The sequence below is a fragment of the Enterobacter cloacae complex sp. P47BA genome (genome assembly GCF_014930485.1).
Lineage (GTDB): Bacteria > Pseudomonadota > Gammaproteobacteria > Enterobacterales > Enterobacteriaceae > Enterobacter > Enterobacter bugandensis.
Genome location: NZ_JADBRF010000010.1, coordinates 1 through 19,508, shown reverse-complemented (window position 1 = coordinate 19,508; position 19,508 = coordinate 1). Strand labels below are relative to the sequence as shown.

The following is a 19,508-nucleotide window of genomic DNA, read 5'->3' as shown; positions in this document are numbered from 1 at the left end:
GGTTATTTGCCGTCTTTACCGACATGAAGAATGGCAAGGAATGCTTCCTGCGGCAGCTCAACGTTACCGACCTGCTTCATACGCTTCTTACCTTCTTTCTGCTTCTGCAGCAGCTTTTTCTTACGGCTGACGTCACCGCCATAGCACTTCGCCAGAACGTTTTTACGCAGCTGCTTCACGGTTGAGCGGGCAATGATGTGGTTACCGATGGCCGCCTGAATCGCAATGTCAAACTGCTGACGCGGGATCAGATCTTTCATCTTCTCAACCAGCTCGCGGCCACGGTACGGCGCATTGTCGTTGTGGGTGATCAGCGCCAGCGCATCCACACGCTCGCCGTTGATCAGCACGTCCACGCGCACCATGTTGGAGGCCTGGAAACGCTTGAAGTTGTAATCCAGTGATGCATAGCCACGGGAGGTAGACTTCAGACGGTCGAAGAAGTCGAGTACCACTTCCGCCATAGGGATTTCATAGGTCAGCGCCACCTGGTTACCGTGGTAAACCATGTTAGTCTGCACGCCACGCTTCTCAATACAGAGCGTAATAACGTTCCCCAGGAACTCCTGCGGCAGCAGCATGTGACATTCTGCAATAGGCTCGCGCAGCTCGTGAATGTTGTTCAGCGGCGGCAGCTTGGACGGGCTGTCGACGTAGATCACTTCTTTCGAGGTGGTTTCCACTTCGTAGACTACCGTTGGTGCGGTGGTGATCAGATCCAGATCGTATTCACGCTCCAGACGTTCCTGAATGATCTCCATGTGCAGCAGGCCGAGGAAGCCACAGCGGAAGCCGAAGCCCAGCGCCGTTGAACTTTCTGGTTCGTAGAACAGGGAAGCATCGTTCAGGCTCAATTTACCGAGCGCATCGCGGAAGTTTTCGTAGTCGTCAGAGCTGACCGGGAACAGACCCGCGTAAACCTGCGGTTTTACCTTTTTGAAGCCTGGCAGCGCTTTGTCCGCCGGGTTACGCGCCAGCGTCAGCGTATCGCCCACCGGGGCACCGAGGATGTCTTTAATGGCGCAAACCAGCCAGCCTACCTCGCCGCATTTCAGCTCGGTACGGTCAACCTGTTTTGGCGTAAAGATACCCAGACGGTCAGCGTTGTAGACCTGGCCGGTACTCATCACCTTAATTTTGTCGCCTTTACGCATGGTGCCGTTTTTAATACGCACCAGCGAAACAACGCCAAGGTAGTTATCGAACCAGGAGTCGATGATCAGCGCCTGCAGCGGCGCTTCTGGGTCACCTTCCGGTGGCGGAATATCACGCACCAGACGTTCCAGCACATCTGGAACACCGACGCCGGTTTTCGCCGAGCAGCGTACCGCGTCGGTCGCATCAATGCCGACGATGTCTTCAATCTCTTCCGCTACACGCTCAGGATCGGCGGCAGGCAGGTCAATTTTGTTCAGAACCGGCACGACCTCGAGATCCATTTCCATCGCGGTGTAGCAGTTCGCCAGAGTCTGGGCTTCTACGCCCTGCCCGGCATCGACCACCAGCAGCGCGCCTTCACAGGCCGCCAGCGAGCGTGAAACTTCATAGGAGAAGTCAACGTGGCCAGGGGTGTCGATAAAGTTCAGTTGGTAGGTTTCACCGTCGGTCGCTTTATAGTCGAGCGTCACGCTCTGCGCTTTAATGGTGATACCGCGTTCGCGTTCCAGGTCCATGGAGTCCAGTACCTGGGCTGCCATTTCACGATCAGACAGGCCACCGCAAATCTGGATAATACGGTCAGACAGCGTCGACTTACCGTGGTCAATGTGAGCAATGATCGAAAAGTTACGTATGTTCTTCATATAGTTAAATAATTATGCCTTACGAATTCCTGGAGGCCGCTGTTCTTAGCCTGACGTTTTTCAGTGCGAAAACGCAGCATTCTACACTACATCCCCGCAACCTGGAAATGCACTTAGAGCCAAGCATAGCGCGAAGAAACGGCGTTTTCTTTTTTGAGATGTAAATAATGATAAAGCCCGGTGGATCACCGGGCTTCAGAAGAGAGCGTCTCGACACGAAGCTGGTCAGGCGCCAGCGCAACGCTCAGAATAACGGGCTGCCACTCATCGCGCGCGGCGAGCTTCGGTGAGATGCCTTTGGCAAGCCAGAATCCCCCTACGCCACCCAAAGCTGCACCGCACATGGCGGCCACGTCGGTACCAAACAGCATCTGAAAAAGGCCGCCCATGACAAACAGCCCCACCAGCGGGGAGAGATAGACCAGCATCGCGGAACTAAGCAGACTGCCTTCCATAATGCCCAGTTCCACCTTCTGACCCGCCACCAGCGGCTGTTCGCTCGGCACGGAGATCGTATGCGATGTCTGTGGCCCTAACTTATTCAGCACGCGACTGCCACAACCGGCTCGGGATGCGCAGCTATTGCATGAGGCTTTAACATCACAGCTGACCAGCGCAATACCATTCTGCCACGAGACGACGGTCGCCCACTCTTTAATCATTGTGCGGCCCTGAATTTAATGCTGTCTGAAATGCGCTTCGCCGTCTGCGGAGGTAATTCCCCCACAATCGTGATTTCTGCGTTATCGCGAACCGTGGTGCTGACCGTACGACGCCCGGTACGAAGCATTTGTTCAGCGCTGTTTGCCGTTGCGCGGTTGATATTCACCGAGAAGCTGAACAAGCCATCGGAATAGAGGCGTGATTCAACCGGCGTATCAATGGTGGGCAACTGACGACGGCTGCTGGACACTTCGCTAAAGCCTTGCGGTATCCAGGAAGGAACCCAGTTGAAATTAGCGGAGTCCCCTGCTGGAACAGAAAGCAGCGGCGGCAGGCTGGCCTTCGCCAGATTCTGCATGCTGTTACCAACCTGATTGTTCACGCTGAAGGAGATGACGCGGAACTGTTCAAGCGTCTCGCCGTCGCGGTCGAGCAGGTCCACGCGCATCGGCAGCTTGGTTTCCGCATCAATCCAGACGATATAGCTGTAGCGCGTGCCATCGCGCGCAACCACGCGGATCACTTCACACAGCCTGTCTGCAATACGGGTACGCCCTACCGAAATAAAATCATAGTAAGGGGCAAGTCGTTTGAAGTCGGTATAGATAAGCGACGGTAGAGAATCAACGATATAGTCGCCATTCAGGGTGAAAGGCTCCAGACCGGGCTCGAAATAGCTGATTTCGTTGCCACGCTGGACAACTTCCCGACGCGGGCCATCCATCTGTAAAAGCTGGGCGAGCGGCTGGTTATCAAGACGGGCATGGCGATAGCGTAACGACTCGACGCCCTGCTTGTTGATGCTGATAAATGCCAACTCGTAATTGAGTGACTGGCTGGCCAGATTCATTTGCTGCAACAACGCCCCGGATGAAACATCAGCCGAGGCGTTAGCAGAGAAGAACAGGCTACCCGCCATCAGAGACATGGCGAACCAAAGTTGCTTCATTACTGCGATTGCGTTCCTAAAGTTTGGTTTCCGGGCACCTGCACAGCAGCTTGCTGAGTTTGGGCCTGCTCAAACTGAAGCTGTTCAGAGTGCAGACGACGCTGCAACTCATAATCCTGCAACATCGCATTAATGCGACGGCGCTGCTCCTGAACCTGCTGTTGCTGACCGCCGCTGGCGGAGGCATCAGCCGGTACGCCCAGACTTACCGGGCTGGCTTTGCCCATCATCGGCAGTGTGTTAAACACTGGCGCTTCTGGCTGCTGATTAGTTTCAGACTGAGTATTATAGTGCTGGACGCCAACGATAACTGCAAGCGATACGCATGCAGCCACCCCCATTTGGGTGAGCTGGCTGGCCCACGGACGCACTTTTTGCCAGAACGGCATTTTCTTCCACTGGTGCGGTGCGGGTTGCGCTTCAGGAATCAGCGGAGTGGTCTGATGAACAGGCTCATTCTCGATGGCCGCCATCACGCGGGCTGAGATATCGAAATGGAGAACCTCTCCGGTATCACCGCGCAGCGTGTCACGGATGAGATGGTAACTCTCCCAGGTCTCTTGCATTTCGGGAGAATGAGACAGCTCGTTGAGCAGCTCACTATCCAGCGTCTCACCATCCATTAAAGCGGAAAGTTTTTCTTTCTGCATGCCTAATACCTTTTCCAGTATCCCGCTATCGTCAACGCCTGATAAGCGGTTGAACTTTATTATCAATAGCTTCTCGCGCACGGAAAATTCGTGAACGAACCGTGCCGACCGGACAATCCATGATAGCGGCTATCTCTTCATAGCTCAGACCATCAAGCTCCCGTAACGTAATTGCCATGCGTAAATCTTCCGGGAGTGACTCGATCGTGCGAAAAACAATTTGTCTCAGTTCTTCTGACAACATTAAGTTCTCAGGGTTCGAAATTTCTTTCAGCGCACCGCCACTTTCGAAGTTTTCGGCGTCGATAGCGTCTACATCACTGGACGGCGGACGACGACCCTGAGCAACCAGGTAATTCTTTGCCGTATTGACAGCAATACGGTACAGCCAGGTATAAAAAGCACTATCTCCCCGGAAAGATTCCAGCGCGCGATAGGCCTTAATAAAAGACTCTTGCACCACATCAGGTACATCACCTGACGGTACATAGCGGGAAACCAGACTCGCCACCTTATGCTGGTAGCGCACCACCAGTAGGTTAAAGGCTTTCTGATCTCCCTTCTGGACCCGTTCAACCAGGACCTGGTCCGTTAACTGCTCGCTCATCCGAGGTAATGTCTCCCCAAACCTAAATTCCACGCGTTATCGAAACGCCACTCTATAACTACCGCACTTTGAGCAAGCACCAGCTTAGAGTGTCTGATCTTCAATAAGTTCCGTAACGCCTTTGTTTTTGTTCATCGCGCCGCAGACCGTTCATTTTCTCTCATTATAAGTCTGTTCACGATACGCACCACTTTCTGACAAGAAACATCTTTTTCCCGCCAGAAGAGTAACGCAACACAGGCTTTATTTCACCACAAAATCTGACGCTAACGATCTGCTTCGCAAAATAATTTCATTTATTTACCCTTCGTTTACCCCTGCCACTGCGTTTAGTCATTGCAACTTCTATTAAAAAAAACGTGCGATATCTCGCATTCAGGTGCTATTCTGCCCCAACACTGTTTAGTAAATTAAACAACAATCATGAACACAACACCTGAACTTCATTGTGATGTATTGATCATCGGCAGCGGCGCTGCCGGTCTCTCTCTGGCGCTGCGTCTGGCTGAACATCAGAACGTTATCGTTCTGAGCAAAGGCCCGATAAGTGAAGGCTCCACATTTTATGCTCAGGGCGGCATTGCCGCGGTATTTGACGAGACCGACAGCATTGCATCACATGTGGAAGATACGCTGATTGCCGGGGCCGGGATCGTGGATGCACACGCGGCAGAGTTTGTGGCCAGCAATGCCCGCCATTGCGTTCAGTGGCTTATCGATCAGGGTGTTTTATTCGATACTCAGGTTCAGCCCAACGGTGAAGAGAGCTACCACTTAACGCGTGAAGGCGGCCATAGCCACCGCCGCATCCTGCACGCCGCGGATGCTACCGGAAAAGAAGTGGAAACCACGCTGGTCAGCAAAGCGCTGAACCATCCTAACATCCGGGTCCTTGAGCGGAGCAACGCGGTTGATCTGATCATTTCCGACAAGATAGGCCTGCCCGGCACGCGTCGCGTGGTGGGAGCGTGGGTCTGGAACCGTAATAAAGAGAAGGTGGAAACCTGTCAGGCGAAGGCTGTGGTGTTGGCTACAGGTGGCGCCTCTAAGGTGTATCAGTACACCACGAATCCGGATATCGCTTCCGGGGACGGTATCGCTATGGCCTGGCGCGCCGGCTGCCGCGTGGCGAATCTCGAATTTAATCAGTTTCACCCCACCGCCTTGTTCCACCCTCAGGCGCGAAATTTCCTGCTGACGGAAGCCCTGCGCGGCGAAGGGGCTTATCTGAAACGCCCTGACGGTACCCGCTTTATGCCGGACTTTGACGCCCGCGGTGAACTGGCGCCGCGTGATATTGTTGCCCGCGCCATCGACCACGAAATGAAGCGCCTTGGCGTGGACTGCATGTATCTCGATATCAGCCATAAGCCGGCAGAATTCATTCGCCAGCACTTCCCGATGATTTACGAAAAGCTGCTCAATCTTGGCATTGATTTAACACGCGATCCGGTGCCCATTGTGCCAGCCGCCCACTATACCTGCGGCGGCGTGATGGTTGACGATCACGGACGCACTGATGTAGACGGTCTGTATGCTATTGGTGAGGTCAGCTATACCGGGCTACACGGCGCGAACCGTATGGCGTCTAACTCGCTGCTTGAATGTCTGGTGTACGGCTGGTCAGCGGCGGAGGACATCACGAAGCGCATGCCTTACGCCCGTGAAACAGAGCGTTTACCGGCCTGGGATGAAAGCCGCGTGGAGAACCCGGACGAGCTGGTAGTGATCCAGCACAACTGGCACGAGCTACGGTTGTTTATGTGGGACTACGTTGGGATTGTGCGCACCACGAAACGTCTGGAACGCGCGTTGCGCCGCATTACGATGCTGCAGCAGGAAATTGATGAATATTATGCCCATTTCCGCGTCTCCAATAATCTGCTGGAGCTGCGCAATCTGGTGCAGGTTGCCGAGCTGATTGTTCGCTGCGCGATGATGCGTAAAGAGAGCCGCGGTTTGCACTACACACTCGACTACCCGGATCGGCTTGCTGAGTCCGGCCCGTCGATACTCGCCCCGCAGGTTTACATAAACAAATAAAACGCCTGGGTCAGAGCCGTGTAATCTTCGGAATAACGCTGGTCTGGCCCACGGATCACCATACGGTCATTAAAACACTCACCCTCTTTTGGCGAAAGCGCCAGCAGCACGCGGTGCGGCAATCGGCCTTCCGTATCAGAGATGTCAGTTCGCAAACGTAACGTCCAGCCGATCTCCTGCGCGGTAGCGATAAACGTGTTGCCCGTACTTTCTGGCAGCACCACGCAGAAAAAGCCCTCTTCTGAGATAAGTTCAGCCGCGTTGACGAGCAGCGCTTTGTGATCGAGTGAACCGGTATAGCGCGCCTGTTCACGTTCCGGTGTACCACACTCCACGCCGGGCTCGTAGTAAGGGGGGTTGCTGACAATCAGATCGTAACGCGCCGTCTGCTCTGGTGCCCAGGCCAGCACGTCCGCGCACTTAACGGTTATCCGGTCAGCCCAGGGTGACTCGGCCGCGTTTTCACCCGCCTGCCCTGCGGCCTGCGCATCCAGCTCAACGGCATCAATAGTGACATGCTCTTCAGTACGCTGCGCCAGCATCAAGGCCACCAGCCCGCTGCCGGTACCGATATCAAGAATACGCTTAACACCTGCGACAGGTGCCCATGCTCCCAGTAAAATGCCGTCTGTACCGACTTTCATGGCACAGCGATCGTGAGCGACAAAAAATTGTTTAAACGTAAAACCATCGCGGCGCAGCTGCGCTTTGAGTTGAGACATGTCAGGGCAACCTTCTAAGTGAAACTGGAGTAGCATAGGGGAAAGCGAAGTGGCCGCAAAGCGATATCCATACAAACAGATGAAGATTACAGCCGTAACGTCTATAATCAGCGCCCCACACAGAGGTAGAACATGACTGTAACGACTTTTTCCGAACTTGAACTCGATGAAAGCCTGCTCAATGCTCTTGAGAGCAAAGGCTTTACACGCCCGACCGCCATTCAGGCAGCGGCCATTCCGCCTGCGCTTGAGGGCCGCGATGTGCTCGGTTCTGCGCCAACCGGCACGGGGAAGACAGCAGCCTATTTGCTGCCTGTGTTGCAGCACCTGCTCGACTTTCCACGTAAAAAATCTGGCCCGCCGCGTATTTTGATCCTGACGCCTACGCGCGAGCTGGCCATGCAGGTTGCCGATCACGCGCGTGAACTCGCGGCGAATACGCATCTGGATATCGCCACCATCACCGGCGGCGTTGCGTATATGAACCACGCCGAAGTGTTCAGCGAAAACCAGGACATCGTCGTCGCGACGACGGGCCGCCTGCTGCAGTATATTAAAGAAGAAAACTTCGACTGCCGCGCGGTAGAAACGCTGATCCTCGACGAAGCGGACCGCATGCTGGACATGGGCTTTGCGCAGGATATCGAGCATATTGCAGGTGAAACGCGCTGGCGTAACCAGACGATGCTGTTCTCTGCCACCCTTGAAGGGGATGCGATTAAAGACTTCGCAGAGCGTCTGCTGGAAGATCCGGTGGAAGTCTCTGCGACGCCATCCACGCGAGAGCGTAAAAAAATCCATCAGTGGTATTACCGTGCGGACAACCTTGAGCATAAGGTTGAGCTGCTCAAGCACCTGCTGAAGCAGGAAGACGCAACCCGCACTATCGTGTTTGTGCGTAAGCGCGAGCGCGTGCACGAGCTGGCTGAAATGCTGCGCAACGCCGGGATCAACAACTGCTATCTTGAAGGTGAGATGGCGCAGATCAAGCGTACCGAAGGCATTAAGCGCCTGACCGATGGCCGCGTTAACGTGCTGGTCGCAACAGACGTTGCCGCCCGCGGGATCGACATCCCTGACGTGAGCCATGTCATTAACTTCGATATGCCGCGCAGCGGAGATACTTACCTGCACCGCATTGGCCGTACCGGTCGCGCGGGCCGCAAAGGGATTGCAATTTCACTGGTTGAAGCGCATGACTACCTGCTGCTGCAGAAAATTGGCCGCTATGTTGACGAGCCGCTGAAAGCGCGCGTTATTGATGGCTTGCGCCCAACCACACGTGCGCCGAGTGAAAAAATGACGGGTAAACCGTCCAAGAAAGCGCTCGCGAAACGTGCTGAGAGAAAAGAGAAAGAAAAAGAGAAGCCGCGCGTGAAGCAGCGCCACCGCGATACCAAAAACATTGGTAAGCGTCGTAAGCCAAGCGCTGCCGCGCAGGAAACGAAGACTGAAGAGTAAGAAAAAGCCGGGGTAATCCCCGGCTTTTTTGTTCCCCCCCCGTGGCTGAAGCCTTACAGGCTTTCAGTAAAGGTACGGGCGATAACGTCGCGCTGCTGTTCTGGAGTCAGTGAGTTAAAGCGAACCGCATAACCAGACACGCGGATAGTCAGCTGTGGGTATTTTTCCGGGTGCTCAACGGCATCCATCAGCGTTTCGCGGCGCAGCACGTTAACGTTCAGGTGCTGACCCCCTTCAACGCGCACTTCCGGCTGCACTTCCATTGGGATTTCACGGTATTCGATTTCGCCCAGTTTATTCACCGGTACGATTTCATCTTCAGCAAAACCCGCTTTCGCAACCACACAGCGCGCTTCATTTTTCTCGCTGTCCAGCAGCCAGAAAGAGTTGAGCAGATCGTCATTTGCCGCTTTGGTAATCTGGATACCTGTAATCATGTGTTGCCTCCCTTAGGCTACATTAACTGATGCTGGCCTTACGCGGCCAATTGGTAAAACCATTGTTTCTTGTGTGTATATATATCATTCACACCACGGCGATTTATTGATTTAAATCAACAAAAATACCAACCACATAAAGAGTGTGGTTTGAATTTATTGCTTTAGATCAATTTCATACCCCCATCGACTCAACTTAACCTGCATCATTTCAAAATAAATTTAACGACTTAGCACGCATTTCAGCGCGTAATTTTGCTCACAAGCGTTAAACAGGTAAGCTAGTGACAGATTGAGATTCGCAGGAGAGCGACATGACGACACCTTTAACCTGGCATGACGTGCTGGCAGAAGAAAAGCAGCAGCCTTATTTTATCAATACGCTCAGTACCGTTGCCGCTGAGCGTCAGTCCGGGCAAACGATTTATCCGCCGCAAAAAGATGTATTCAACGCGTTTCGCTATACCGAGTTGAGCGATGTGAAAGTCGTCATTCTGGGCCAGGATCCCTATCACGGCCCTGGGCAGGCGCACGGGCTGGCATTTTCCGTACGCCCAGGCGTGGCGATCCCCCCTTCTCTGCTCAACATGTATAAAGAGCTTGAGGGAACCGTGCCCGGGTTTACCCGCCCCAACCACGGTTATCTGGAAAGCTGGGCGCGCCAGGGCGTGCTGTTATTGAACACGGTGCTCACCGTACGGGCGGGCCAGGCGCACTCGCACGCCAGCCTTGGGTGGGAAACCTTTACCGATAAAGTTATCAGCCTTATCAACGAGCATCGTGAAGGGGTCGTGTTTTTACTCTGGGGTTCTCACGCGCAGAAGAAAGGGGCAATTATCGATCGTCAGCGTCATCACGTGTTGAAGGCACCGCACCCGTCACCGCTTTCTGCCCATCGCGGTTTCTTTGGCAGTAATCATTTTGTTCTGGCAAATGAATGGCTGGAAAAACGTGGCGAAACGCCAATTGACTGGATGCCTGTGTTACCGGCAGAGAGCGAGTAGGGTTTGAATGTGCCGGGTCAGGCCCGGCACATAAGAGGCTTATGCCTTATTCTGACGCCACCACTCGGCCAGCAGCACGCCGGTCGCAACGGATACGTTCAGACTTTCCACATTGCCCGTCCCGTCGATGGAGACGCTCAGATCCGAACTGGAGAGCGCCGCATCAGACAGACCATCACGTTCCTGACCCAACACCAGCACCATCTTGCGCGGCAGCGTCGCTTTAAACAGCGGCGTGCCGGCATGGCTGGATGTGGTCACGATGGAATAGCCCGCTTTACGGAACTGCTCGAGGGCATCCAGAACGCTGTCGCCGGTGATCGGCTGTACGTGCTCGGCTCCGCCTTCCGCAGTACGGATCGCGGCGCCGGATTCCAGCAGCGCGGCATCCTGCAGCAGCACGCCCTTCACGCCAAAATGCGCGCAGCTGCGCATCATTGCGCCCAGGTTGTGCGGGTTGCCCACGTCTTCCAGCGCCAGCACGCAGTCATCGGCATCTGCCTGGCTGACCCACTGCTGAACTGTCGTGCCGTTACGTTTTTTAATCAGGAAGCAGACGCCGCCGTGGTGCTCGGTACCGGACGCTTTTGTCAGTTCAGCATCTTCAACCACGTGGTAAGCTTTGCGGTTCGCGGCCATCCAGCGCAGCGCTTCTTTAAAGCGCGGGGTCACGCTCTGGATAAACCAGGCGCGGACGATACACTCAGGACGGCTCTGGAACAGCGCCTGGCAGGCGTTCTCGCCATATACGCGGGTCTCTTCCGCGCGCTGACGACGCAGCACTTCCGGGTCGATAAAGCTTTTACCGCTGATACCGCCGTGATCGGCTTTTTCCGGCGTCTCATCGCCAGGGGCGCGAGAAACGGTGCGCCACGGAGAGGCGTTATCACGTGAGAAGTCATCACGCGGACGGTCATCGCGCTTGCGATCGTCACGCTTGCGGTCATCACGTTTGCGGTCATCACCGCGGTTATTTCTGTCATCGCGGGCGGGGCGACGGCCACCGTCTGCACGAGAGGACGCTGGACGCCCGCCACCTTTTCCGGTACGCGGATTTTGGGTGCGTTTATCAGAGTCATCATCACTGCGGACATACATCACTTTGACCTTGCCGCTTTTGTTTTTCATTTCGTCGTTCATGCTTTTCTCCACCAGCGCTGCGCGAAGCGCGCAGATTACCCGATGTGCCAGCGCATAGCCATAATTTCGTACAAAAGCCTGTGACTATTGTTCCCATTGAATAAAACGCATTGTCGTTTCATACAGGCTCACTGATAATATGTAACATATCAGAAACATTATCGGCGTTCTGCCGCTGTCCCACGGCTCTATCAGAGGTTAGTTATGAATACCGTATGTGCCAACTGTCAGGCTTTAAACCGCATTCCGGACGATCGGATGGATGACGGTGCGAAATGCGGACGTTGTGGCCATGAATTGTTTGATGGCGATGTCATTAACGCGACGGGTGCTACGCTGGACAAACTCCTCAAGGACGATCTCCCGGTGGTGGTCGATTTCTGGGCGCCATGGTGCGGTCCGTGCCGCAGCTTCGCGCCAATCTTCGAAGATGTGGCCGAAGAGCGCAGCGGAAAAATGCGGTTCGTTAAGGTTAATACCGAGGCCGAACGCGAGCTAAGCGCACGTTTTCGTATTCGCAGTATCCCGACCATCATGATTTTCAAAAATGGTGAAGTGATCGATATGCTCAACGGTGCGGTTCCAAAAGCACCTTTTGATAGCTGGTTAAACGAATCGCTGTAACATTCCCGGGGCACACCTTGTGCCCCGTTCCCGCCTCTGCGAAAATAGGGTTTTTCCTCCATTTCGCCCATGACTGATAACGCTGTCCTTAAATTACGCGCCGAACGCCTTGCGCGCGCGACTCGCCCCTTTCTTGCTCGTGGCAATCGCATACGTCGCTGTCAGCGCTGCCTGCTGCCGCTGAAGGTGTGTCTGTGCGAGACGCTGGCCCCAAGTACTGCGGAGAGCCGCTTTTGTCTGGTCATGTTCGATACCGAGCCGATGAAGCCCAGTAATACGGGGCGTCTTATTGCCGATATTCTGCCGGATACCGCCGCGTTTCAGTGGTCGCGCACTGAGCCACCTCAGGCTCTGCTCGACCTGGTGGCAAGCCCGGACTACCAGCCGATGGTGGTTTTCCCGGCATCTTATGCGGGAGAACAGCGTCAGGTCTTTACCGCGCCGCCATCAGGGAAACCACCGCTGTTTATTATGCTGGACGGTACCTGGACCGAAGCGCGGAAAATGTTTCGCAAAAGCCCTTACCTCGACGCTCTGCCGGTTATTTCTGTCGATCTTTCCCGCGTCTCGGCCTACCGCCTGCGCGAAGCGCATGCTGACGGGCATTACTGCACTGCCGAAGTCGCCATTGCGCTACTGGATTTAGCAGGAGATACCGCTGCAGCTGGTGCCCTGGGCAACCATTTCTCATGCTTCCGGGAGCGCTATCTGGCGGGAAAAACCGTTCATAAGGGCAGCATCACAGCAACGGAGACAGAAAGCGTTTAAAATCATCAGGTCGCTTGCATTCACAGGAGGCCTGCATGAGCCAGAGAGGGTTAGAAGCGCTACTCCGTCCTAAATCCATTGCCGTCATCGGCGCATCAATGAAACCGGATCGTGCAGGCTATCTGATGATGCGCAACCTTCTGGCCGGAGGATTTAACGGTCCCGTTATGCCCGTCACGCCGTCTTATAAGGCCGTTCAGGGCGTGCTTGCCTGGCCGGACGTGGAGAGCCTGCCTTTCGTACCGGATCTCGCCGTTCTGTGTACAAACGCCAAACGCAATCCGGAACTGCTGGAGTCACTCGGCAAGAAAGGGTGTAAAACCTGCATTATTCTCTCGTCTCCGCCTGAACAGCAGCCCGAACTGCTGGCCTGCGCCAGCCGCTATCAGATGCGCATTCTCGGGCCGAACAGCCTGGGTCTGCTCGCGCCCTGGCAGGGGCTGAACGCCAGCTTCTCCCCGGTGCCGATCCGTAAAGGTAAGCTGGCGTTTATCTCGCAGTCGGCTGCGGTCTCAAACACCATCCTTGACTGGGCGCAGCAGCGTGAAATGGGATTCTCCTACTTCATTGCTCTGGGCGACAGCCTGGATATTGACGTTGACGAACTGCTGGATTTCCTGGCGCGAGACAGCAAAACCAGCGCAATCCTCCTTTATCTTGAGCACCTGAGCGACGCCCGTCGTTTTGTTTCCGCTTCGCGTAGCGCATCGCGCAATAAACCGATCCTCGTTATCAAAAGCGGTCGCAGCCCTGCGGCACAGCGTCTGCTGCAGTCTCATTCCGGTATGGATCCGGCCTGGGATGCTGCCATTCAGCGCGCGGGGTTGCTGCGGGTGCAGGATACACACGAGCTTTTTTCCGCCGTTGAGACGTTGAGCCACATGCGTCCGCTGCGCGGCGAGAAGTTGATGATTGTCAGCAATGGCGCGGCCCCTGCCGCGCTGGCGCTGGATGAGCTTTGGCTGCGTAACGGCAAGCTGGCCACGCTGGGTGAAGAGACGCTGCAACGCCTCAGAGAGGCGCTTCCGGCAAGCGTGACGCCCGGCAATCCGCTTGATTTGCGCGATGATGCCAGCAGCGATCGCTATATCAGGGCAATCTCCATTTTGCTGGACAGCCAGGATTTCGATGCGCTGATGATTATCCACTCCCCCAGCGCGGCCGCGCCGGGCAGTGAAAGCGCGCGGGCGCTGATTGAGGCGGTACGAAATCATCCGCGCGGCAAATATGTCACCCTGCTGACCAACTGGTGCGGTGAGTTTTCCTCTCAGGAGGCGCGACGCTTGTTCAGTGAAGCCGGACTGCCAACCTACCGCACGCCGGAAGGCACCATCACGGCATTTATGCATATGGTGGAATATCGCCGCAACCAGAAACAGCTGCGTGAGACACCTGCCTTGCCCGGAAACCTGACGGCGAACACCGTCGACGTTCATCGGCTGTTACAGCAGGCCATTGAAGAAGGCGCGACCTCGCTTGATACGCATGAAGTGCAGCCCATACTGGGCAGCTACGGGATGCAAACTCTGCCAACCTGGATCGCCAGCGACAGCGCTGAGGCCGTACATATAGCCGAACAGATTGGCTACCCGGTCGCGCTTAAGCTTCGTTCCCCCGATATCCCGCATAAGTCTGACGTTCAGGGGGTCATGTTGTACCTGCGTACGGCAACGGAGGTGCAGCAGGCAGCCGATGCCATTTTCGATCGCGTCAAAATGGCCTGGCCGCAGGCCCGGATCCACGGACTGCTGGTGCAAAGCATGGCTCACCGCGCGGGCGCCCAGGAACTGCGGGTGGTGGTTGAACACGATCCTGTCTTCGGCCCGCTCATTATGCTGGGGGAAGGCGGCGTTGAGTGGCGTCCAGAGGAACAGGCCGCGGTGGCGCTACCGCCGCTGAACATGAATCTGGCGCGCTATCTGATCATTCAGGCGATTAAAAGCAAAAAGATCCGTGGCCGCAGCGCCCTGCGTCCGCTCGATATTGCCGGGTTGAGTCAATTCCTGGTGCAGGTGTCTAACCTGGTTGTAGATTGTGCGGAGATCCAGCGGCTGGATATCCATCCGCTGCTCGCCTCCGGCACTGAGTTTACGGCGCTGGACGTAACGCTGGATATCGCGCCATTTGAAGGGGACAGAGAGAGCCGCCTGGCGATCCGTCCGTATCCTCTGCAGCTGGAGGAGTGGGTCGAGATGAAGAATGGGGAACGCGCCCTGTTCCGCCCTATTCTGCCGGAAGATGAACCGCAGCTGCGTGCCTTTATTTCTCAGGTTACGAAAGAAGATCTCTATTATCGCTACTTTAGCGAAATCAACGAATTTACCCACGATGATTTAGCCAATATGACCCAGATCGACTACGATCGAGAGATGGCGTTTGTCGCCGTTCGACGTTCCGATCGGGGCGATGAGATCCTCGGCGTGACGCGCGCAATTTCCGATCCGGATAACATTGACGCGGAATTTGCTGTGCTGGTGCGCTCCGATCTTAAAGGCCTGGGTCTGGGCAGACGACTGCTGGAAAAACTCATCAGTTATACGCGAGATCACGGATTGTTACGCCTGAATGGCATTACTATGCCGAACAATCGCGGTATGGTGACCCTGGCGCGAAAACTCGGATTTGACGTTGATATTCAGCTGGACGAAGGTATTGTCGCCTTATCCCTCGGCCTGACACCAGCAGACAAACCCGAGTAAGCTACTGGAAATGTTACCCACTTTGGACGGGACTGGTGGTATCATTGTCCGCTTATGTTGTTTGCATGGTACAGACAACCCTTCAATGAACAGAGAAGAAACGCACTGTGATGTTGTCAAAATTTAAGCGTAATAAACATCAACAACACCTTGCTCAACTACCGAAGATTTCTCAGTCAGTTGATGATGTAGAGTTCTTTTACGCTCCCGCTCATTTTCGGGAGACGCTTCTGGAAAAGATTGCCAGTGCCACGCGACGCATTTGCATTGTGGCCCTGTATCTTGAACGAGATGAAGGCGGGCGTGCGATCCTGAACGCGCTCTATGAAGCCAAGCGTCAGCGTCCGGAGCTGGATGTTCGCGTGCTGGTTGACTGGCATCGCGCCCAGCGTGGCCGTATTGGCGCGGCCGCTTCAAACACCAATGCAGACTGGTATTGTCGCACGGCGCAGGAAAATCCTGGCGTCGATGTACCTGTTTATGGCGTCCCGGTGAATACCCGCGAAGCGCTCGGCGTCCTTCATTTTAAAGGGTTCATCATCGATGACAGCGTGCTTTACAGCGGCGCAAGCCTCAATGATGTCTATCTTCATCAGCTCGATAAATATCGCTATGACCGCTACCATCTGATCCGTAATCCTCAGATGGCCGATATCATGTTTAACTGGGTTGATAAAAACCTGGTACATGGCCGTGGCGTTAATCGCCTTGACGATCCCGAGCGCCCTAAGAGCCCGGAAATCAAAAACGATGTTCGCGCCTTCCGCCAGGAGCTCCGCGATGCTGTTTACCATTTTCAGGGCGACGCAAACAACGAAGAGTTATCCGTTACCCCGCTGGTTGGGCTTGGCAAATCAAGCCTGCTGAATAAAACGATCTTCCATCTGATGCCGTGCGCGGAGCAAAAGCTCACCATCTGCACGCCGTACTTTAACCTTCCTGCCGTGCTGGTGCGTAATATCATTCAGCTGCTGCGCGATGGTAAAAAAGTGGAAATTATCGTTGGGGATAAAACGGCGAACGACTTCTTCATACCTGAAGATCAGCCGTTCAAAATCATCGGTGCGCTGCCTTATCTTTATGAAATTAACCTGCGCCGCTTCCTGAGCCGTTTACAGTATTACGTAAACACTGACCAGCTGGTTGTGCGTCTGTGGAAAGATGAAGACAACAGTTACCATCTGAAAGGTATGTGGGTCGACGATGAGTGGATGCTGCTGACCGGTAACAACCTGAACCCGCGCGCGTGGAGACTGGATCTGGAAAACGCGATCCTGATCCATGACCCGCAGCATGAGTTAGCCGCACAGCGTGAGCGTGAACTGGAGTTGATTCGCACGCACACCACGGTGGTTAATCATTACCGCGAGCTGCAGAGCATTGCCGATTATCCGGTGAAAGTTCGCAAGCTGATTCGCCGCTTGCGTCGTATCCGTATTGACCGACTTATCAGCCGAATTCTGTAATGTCCAGGCCCTGTTACCCGCAGGGCTTTTTTATGGAGCCCGTTGATGCGTATTCCTCTGTTACTGAGCGCTTTCTTTCTGACTGGTTGCAGTCATATGGCCAATGATAGCTGGTCCGGTCAGGACAAAGCACAACACTTCCTCGCTTCCGCTATGCTGTCTGCAGCCGGTAATGAGTATGCGCAGCATCAGGGATACAGCCGGGACCGTAGCGCGGCGATAGGGTTGATGTTCTCAGTGGGCCTTGGGGCATCAAAAGAACTATGGGATAGCCGCCCCTCAGGGAGCGGCTGGAGCTGGAAAGATTTCGCCTGGGACGTAGCCGGCGCAACAACCGGCTACGCCGTGTGGCAGATGGCACATTATTAAAGGCGGATACCTTTTCCTTTGCGATGCAGCATCAGCGAGACAATAAACGCCAGCGCTCCCATTACGGTGACATACCAGAAGAAGGTCGTTTCACTGCCCCACGACTTAAGCGATAGCGCGAAATACTCTGCCGAACCGCCAAACAGGGCATTCGCGACCGCATAAGAGAGGCCAACACCCAGCGCCCTCACCTGTGCGGGAAACATTTCCGCTTTCAAAATGCCGCTGATTGCCGTGTAAAAACTGATAATAATGAGTGCCACCATGATCAGCGCGAAAGCGGCATACGGCGACGTTGTCTGCTGTAGCGCAGTCAAAAGCGGAACGGTACCCAGGGTGAGCATGCCGCCAAAGATCAGCATGGAGGTGCGGCGACCTATTTTGTCCGACAGCGCGCCGACAATCGGCTGGATAAGCATAAAGACGAGTAACGCCACCGTCATAACGACGCTCGCAACGTTTGCATGCATGCCCGTGGTGTTAACCAGATATTTTTGCATATAGGTGGTAAAGGTATAGAAACTTAGCGAGCCCGCGGCGGTAAAACCTAACACCATCAAAAATGCTTTGCGGTTTCGCCAGAGCCCCTTCATCGAGCCCGCCTCTTTCAGCGCCCTGACCTCCTGTTGAGAGGTTTCATCAAGCTGACGGCGTAGCCACAGGGCGACAACCGCCAGGGCAGCGCCCATAGCAAACGGGATGCGCCAGCCCCAGGCGTGCAAATCTTCATCGCTAAGTATTTGTTGCAGGATCACCACAACCAGTAACGCCAGCAGCTGTCCGCCAATGAGGGTCACATACTGGAATGATGCATAGAAACCTTTTCGGCCTTCAACCGCCACTTCGCTCATGTATGTCGCACTGGTGCCGTATTCCCCACCGACCGACAGCCCCTGGAACAGACGTGCCAGCAGCAGCAACGCGGGTGCCCATGTTCCGATAGTGTCATATCCGGGCAGGCAGGCAATCACCAGCGAGCCGACGCACATCATGCATACGGAGATGAGCATTGAGGTCTTGCGCCCTTTTCTGTCTGCGATCCTGCCGAACAGCCATCCACCGATAGGGCGCATCAGGAACCCGGCGGCAAAAACGCCTGCGGTTTGCAGAAGCTGAGTGGTGGTATTCCCGGACGGGAAAAAGATATGCGCAAAGTAGAGTGAACAGAATGAATAGACGTAAAAGTCAAACCACTCTACGAGGTTCCCCGAGGAGGCTCCAACGATTGCCCAAACCCGACGACGGCTATCCTTACCTGCCAAATTGGTGTTATCCGTATCTGCACTGGCTACGGTTTCTGTCATTTTAAAATCCCCTGTCTCACATTGCGGGCCATTGCCCACAAACAGTAAAACCGGATTTAAAACGAATCGTTAGGTAAATAAAATGTTTCTAATATGTTTCATTACGTTTTGTGAACTCGATCAGGTATCGAATTATTAGCGGACGTAGTAATTATCCCCACTTCTGCTGATGCGCCTTTTTTCGCTGCAAATAATCTTCATCTGCACGAATTTTATCCCACCACTTTTTGAAGACCGCGGCGGCTTCGGCTTTTACGGGATCGCAATCCAGCGGTTTTACCTGGCGCTTCTCATCGTACTTTTTACCGCCTTTATGATTGGCGTATCGCCTGGCGCGCGTATAGCCCATCTGAATGAATTTACGCGCCATATCCATACCCACAAAGTCGTTTTGCTGACGATATTCTTCAAACAGGGCGTAAATTTCTTTTGCCGATCGCGCTGCAACTTCAGCATCTTTGTATCGCCAGTGCGGAAGGATCTCGCTTTTGTAAGGCTCCACCATGAGCACACCCTGCTCTCCCCGCCCCACCTGATACAGCTCTGCATGGTCACGGAAATTAATGTTGGCAAAATCTTGTTGGTAATTAAAGGGACGTGTCAAAGCGGCACCATTGTTAAAATCGTTTTAACAATTGTAGGTACGGTCAGTCGGTGCCGCCACTTGGTATTTTCCGGCGCACAAAGCAAAAAACCCCGCACCTTACGGTACGGGGTTCTTCTTAATTGATGCCTGGCAGTTCCCTACTCTCACATGGGGAGACCCCACACTACCATCGGCGCTACGGCGTTTCACTTCT

Annotated in this window: 19 protein-coding genes; 8 read left to right on the top strand and 11 right to left on the bottom strand. The window is 54.5% G+C overall.

What is annotated here, in order from left to right; translation table 11 throughout:
- Positions 1-2: 2 nt before the first annotated feature.
- From lepA to rseD, 6 genes are all read right to left on the bottom strand, one after another.
- The gene (gene lepA / locus IM299_RS11665) at positions 3-1,802 is read right to left on the bottom strand and encodes a translation elongation factor 4 (RefSeq protein ID WP_193357510.1); all 1,800 of its coding nucleotides are present in this window, start codon (positions 1,800-1,802) and stop codon (positions 3-5) included.
- Between the two features lie 185 nt (positions 1,803-1,987).
- Positions 1,988-2,464: a SoxR-reducing system protein RseC gene (gene rseC, locus IM299_RS11660; protein WP_041908668.1), complete on the bottom strand. Its 477-nt coding sequence runs from the start codon at positions 2,462-2,464 to the stop codon at positions 1,988-1,990.
- Positions 2,461-3,414, bottom strand: a complete 954-nt coding sequence (gene rseB, locus IM299_RS11655) for a sigma-E factor regulatory protein RseB (protein ID WP_041908666.1) — start codon at positions 3,412-3,414, stop codon at positions 2,461-2,463. Before rseB ends, rseC begins: the two co-directional genes overlap by 4 nt.
- On the bottom strand, positions 3,414-4,064 hold the full coding sequence (gene rseA, locus IM299_RS11650; RefSeq protein WP_193357509.1) for an anti-sigma-E factor RseA: 651 nt from the start codon (positions 4,062-4,064) through the stop codon (positions 3,414-3,416). The genes rseB and rseA overlap by 1 nt, the downstream gene beginning before the upstream one ends.
- Positions 4,065-4,095: 31 nt before the next feature.
- A complete protein-coding gene (rpoE, locus tag IM299_RS11645; protein WP_028014102.1) occupies positions 4,096-4,671 on the bottom strand; it encodes an RNA polymerase sigma factor RpoE in 576 nt (191 codons plus the stop codon).
- Complete coding sequence (rseD, locus tag IM299_RS23100) at positions 4,668-4,751, bottom strand: rpoE leader peptide RseD (protein WP_231940818.1); 84 nt, start codon at positions 4,749-4,751, stop codon at positions 4,668-4,670. Before rseD ends, rpoE begins: the two co-directional genes overlap by 4 nt.
- 343 nt (positions 4,752-5,094) lie before the next feature.
- Between rseD and nadB the strand changes: the two genes are divergently transcribed.
- Positions 5,095-6,714, top strand: a complete 1,620-nt coding sequence (gene nadB, locus IM299_RS11635) for an L-aspartate oxidase (RefSeq protein WP_045630975.1) — start codon at positions 5,095-5,097, stop codon at positions 6,712-6,714.
- Here nadB and IM299_RS11630 read toward each other — a convergent pair.
- The gene (locus tag IM299_RS11630) at positions 6,699-7,436 is read right to left on the bottom strand and encodes a tRNA1(Val) (adenine(37)-N6)-methyltransferase (protein ID WP_028014104.1); all 738 of its coding nucleotides are present in this window, start codon (positions 7,434-7,436) and stop codon (positions 6,699-6,701) included. The genes nadB and IM299_RS11630 overlap by 16 nt on opposite strands.
- Positions 7,437-7,568: 132 nt before the next feature.
- Here IM299_RS11630 and srmB point away from each other — a divergent pair, with 132 nt between their 5' ends.
- Positions 7,569-8,897: an ATP-dependent RNA helicase SrmB gene (srmB, locus tag IM299_RS11625; RefSeq protein WP_041908660.1), complete on the top strand. Its 1,329-nt coding sequence runs from the start codon at positions 7,569-7,571 to the stop codon at positions 8,895-8,897.
- 53 nt (positions 8,898-8,950) lie between these two features.
- Here srmB and grcA read toward each other — a convergent pair whose 3' ends face one another.
- On the bottom strand, positions 8,951-9,334 hold the full coding sequence (grcA, locus tag IM299_RS11620; protein ID WP_006176733.1) for an autonomous glycyl radical cofactor GrcA: 384 nt from the start codon (positions 9,332-9,334) through the stop codon (positions 8,951-8,953).
- 314 nt (positions 9,335-9,648) lie between these two features.
- Between grcA and ung the strand changes: the two genes are divergently transcribed.
- Complete coding sequence (gene ung / locus IM299_RS11615; RefSeq protein ID WP_023333064.1) at positions 9,649-10,338, top strand: uracil-DNA glycosylase; 690 nt, start codon at positions 9,649-9,651, stop codon at positions 10,336-10,338.
- Positions 10,339-10,377: 39 nt separating this feature from the next.
- On the opposite strand, the gene IM299_RS11610 is transcribed toward ung, so the two are convergent.
- Positions 10,378-11,478 (bottom strand): tRNA/rRNA methyltransferase, encoded by a 1,101-nt coding sequence (locus tag IM299_RS11610; RefSeq protein ID WP_045630974.1) that lies wholly within the window; start codon positions 11,476-11,478, stop codon positions 10,378-10,380.
- A 204-nt stretch (positions 11,479-11,682) separates the two neighbouring features.
- Between IM299_RS11610 and trxC the strand changes: the two genes are divergently transcribed.
- The 5 genes from trxC (at position 11,683) to IM299_RS11585 (ending at position 17,404) form a co-directional block, all read left to right on the top strand.
- Positions 11,683-12,102: a thioredoxin TrxC gene (trxC, locus tag IM299_RS11605; RefSeq protein ID WP_028014108.1), complete on the top strand. Its 420-nt coding sequence runs from the start codon at positions 11,683-11,685 to the stop codon at positions 12,100-12,102.
- 69 nt (positions 12,103-12,171) lie between these two features.
- On the top strand, positions 12,172-12,870 hold the full coding sequence (gene tapT, locus IM299_RS11600; RefSeq protein ID WP_193357508.1) for a tRNA-uridine aminocarboxypropyltransferase: 699 nt from the start codon (positions 12,172-12,174) through the stop codon (positions 12,868-12,870).
- A 35-nt stretch (positions 12,871-12,905) separates the two neighbouring features.
- Positions 12,906-15,569, top strand: coding sequence for a protein lysine acetyltransferase (gene pat / locus IM299_RS11595; protein WP_047364185.1), 2,664 nt, complete (start codon positions 12,906-12,908; stop codon positions 15,567-15,569).
- A 110-nt stretch (positions 15,570-15,679) separates the two neighbouring features.
- Complete coding sequence (pssA, locus tag IM299_RS11590) at positions 15,680-17,035, top strand: CDP-diacylglycerol--serine O-phosphatidyltransferase (RefSeq protein ID WP_193357568.1); 1,356 nt, start codon at positions 15,680-15,682, stop codon at positions 17,033-17,035.
- Between the two features lie 45 nt (positions 17,036-17,080).
- Entirely contained in the window at positions 17,081-17,404 is a 324-nt protein-coding gene (locus IM299_RS11585; protein WP_041908650.1) for a YfiM family lipoprotein, read from the top strand.
- Here the strand turns inward: IM299_RS11585 and IM299_RS11580 are convergent.
- Positions 17,401-18,708: an MFS family transporter gene (locus IM299_RS11580; protein ID WP_193357507.1), complete on the bottom strand. Its 1,308-nt coding sequence runs from the start codon at positions 18,706-18,708 to the stop codon at positions 17,401-17,403. The two genes, IM299_RS11585 and IM299_RS11580, sit on opposite strands and share 4 nt — an antisense overlap.
- A 151-nt stretch (positions 18,709-18,859) precedes the next feature.
- Positions 18,860-19,312, bottom strand: a complete 453-nt coding sequence (locus tag IM299_RS11575; protein WP_045260159.1) for a DUF4385 domain-containing protein — start codon at positions 19,310-19,312, stop codon at positions 18,860-18,862.
- Positions 19,313-19,508 lie beyond the last annotated feature (196 nt).

Bases quoted from the DNA above. Each gene is read 5' to 3' on its own strand.
- grcA (WP_006176733.1), bottom strand. From the start codon at position 9,334: ATGATTACAGGTATCCAGATTACCAAAGCGGCAAATGACGATCTGCTC.
- rseB (WP_041908666.1), bottom strand. From the start codon at position 3,414: ATGAAGCAACTTTGGTTCGCCATGTCTCTGATGGCGGGTAGCCTGTTC.
- rpoE (WP_028014102.1), bottom strand. From the start codon at position 4,671: ATGAGCGAGCAGTTAACGGACCAGGTCCTGGTTGAACGGGTCCAGAAG.
- IM299_RS11610 (WP_045630974.1), bottom strand. From the start codon at position 11,478: ATGAACGACGAAATGAAAAACAAAAGCGGCAAGGTCAAAGTGATGTAT.
- trxC (WP_028014108.1), top strand. From the start codon at position 11,683: ATGAATACCGTATGTGCCAACTGTCAGGCTTTAAACCGCATTCCGGAC.
- tapT (WP_193357508.1), top strand. From the start codon at position 12,172: ATGACTGATAACGCTGTCCTTAAATTACGCGCCGAACGCCTTGCGCGC.
- ung (WP_023333064.1), top strand. From the start codon at position 9,649: ATGACGACACCTTTAACCTGGCATGACGTGCTGGCAGAAGAAAAGCAG.
- IM299_RS11630 (WP_028014104.1), bottom strand. From the start codon at position 7,436: ATGTCTCAACTCAAAGCGCAGCTGCGCCGCGATGGTTTTACGTTTAAA.
- rseA (WP_193357509.1), bottom strand. From the start codon at position 4,064: ATGCAGAAAGAAAAACTTTCCGCTTTAATGGATGGTGAGACGCTGGAT.
- IM299_RS11580 (WP_193357507.1), bottom strand. From the start codon at position 18,708: ATGACAGAAACCGTAGCCAGTGCAGATACGGATAACACCAATTTGGCA.
- nadB (WP_045630975.1), top strand. From the start codon at position 5,095: ATGAACACAACACCTGAACTTCATTGTGATGTATTGATCATCGGCAGC.
- pat (WP_047364185.1), top strand. From the start codon at position 12,906: ATGAGCCAGAGAGGGTTAGAAGCGCTACTCCGTCCTAAATCCATTGCC.
- srmB (WP_041908660.1), top strand. From the start codon at position 7,569: ATGACTGTAACGACTTTTTCCGAACTTGAACTCGATGAAAGCCTGCTC.
- IM299_RS11585 (WP_041908650.1), top strand. From the start codon at position 17,081: ATGCGTATTCCTCTGTTACTGAGCGCTTTCTTTCTGACTGGTTGCAGT.
- rseC (WP_041908668.1), bottom strand. From the start codon at position 2,464: ATGATTAAAGAGTGGGCGACCGTCGTCTCGTGGCAGAATGGTATTGCG.
- lepA (WP_193357510.1), bottom strand. From the start codon at position 1,802: ATGAAGAACATACGTAACTTTTCGATCATTGCTCACATTGACCACGGT.
- pssA (WP_193357568.1), top strand. From the start codon at position 15,680: ATGTTGTCAAAATTTAAGCGTAATAAACATCAACAACACCTTGCTCAA.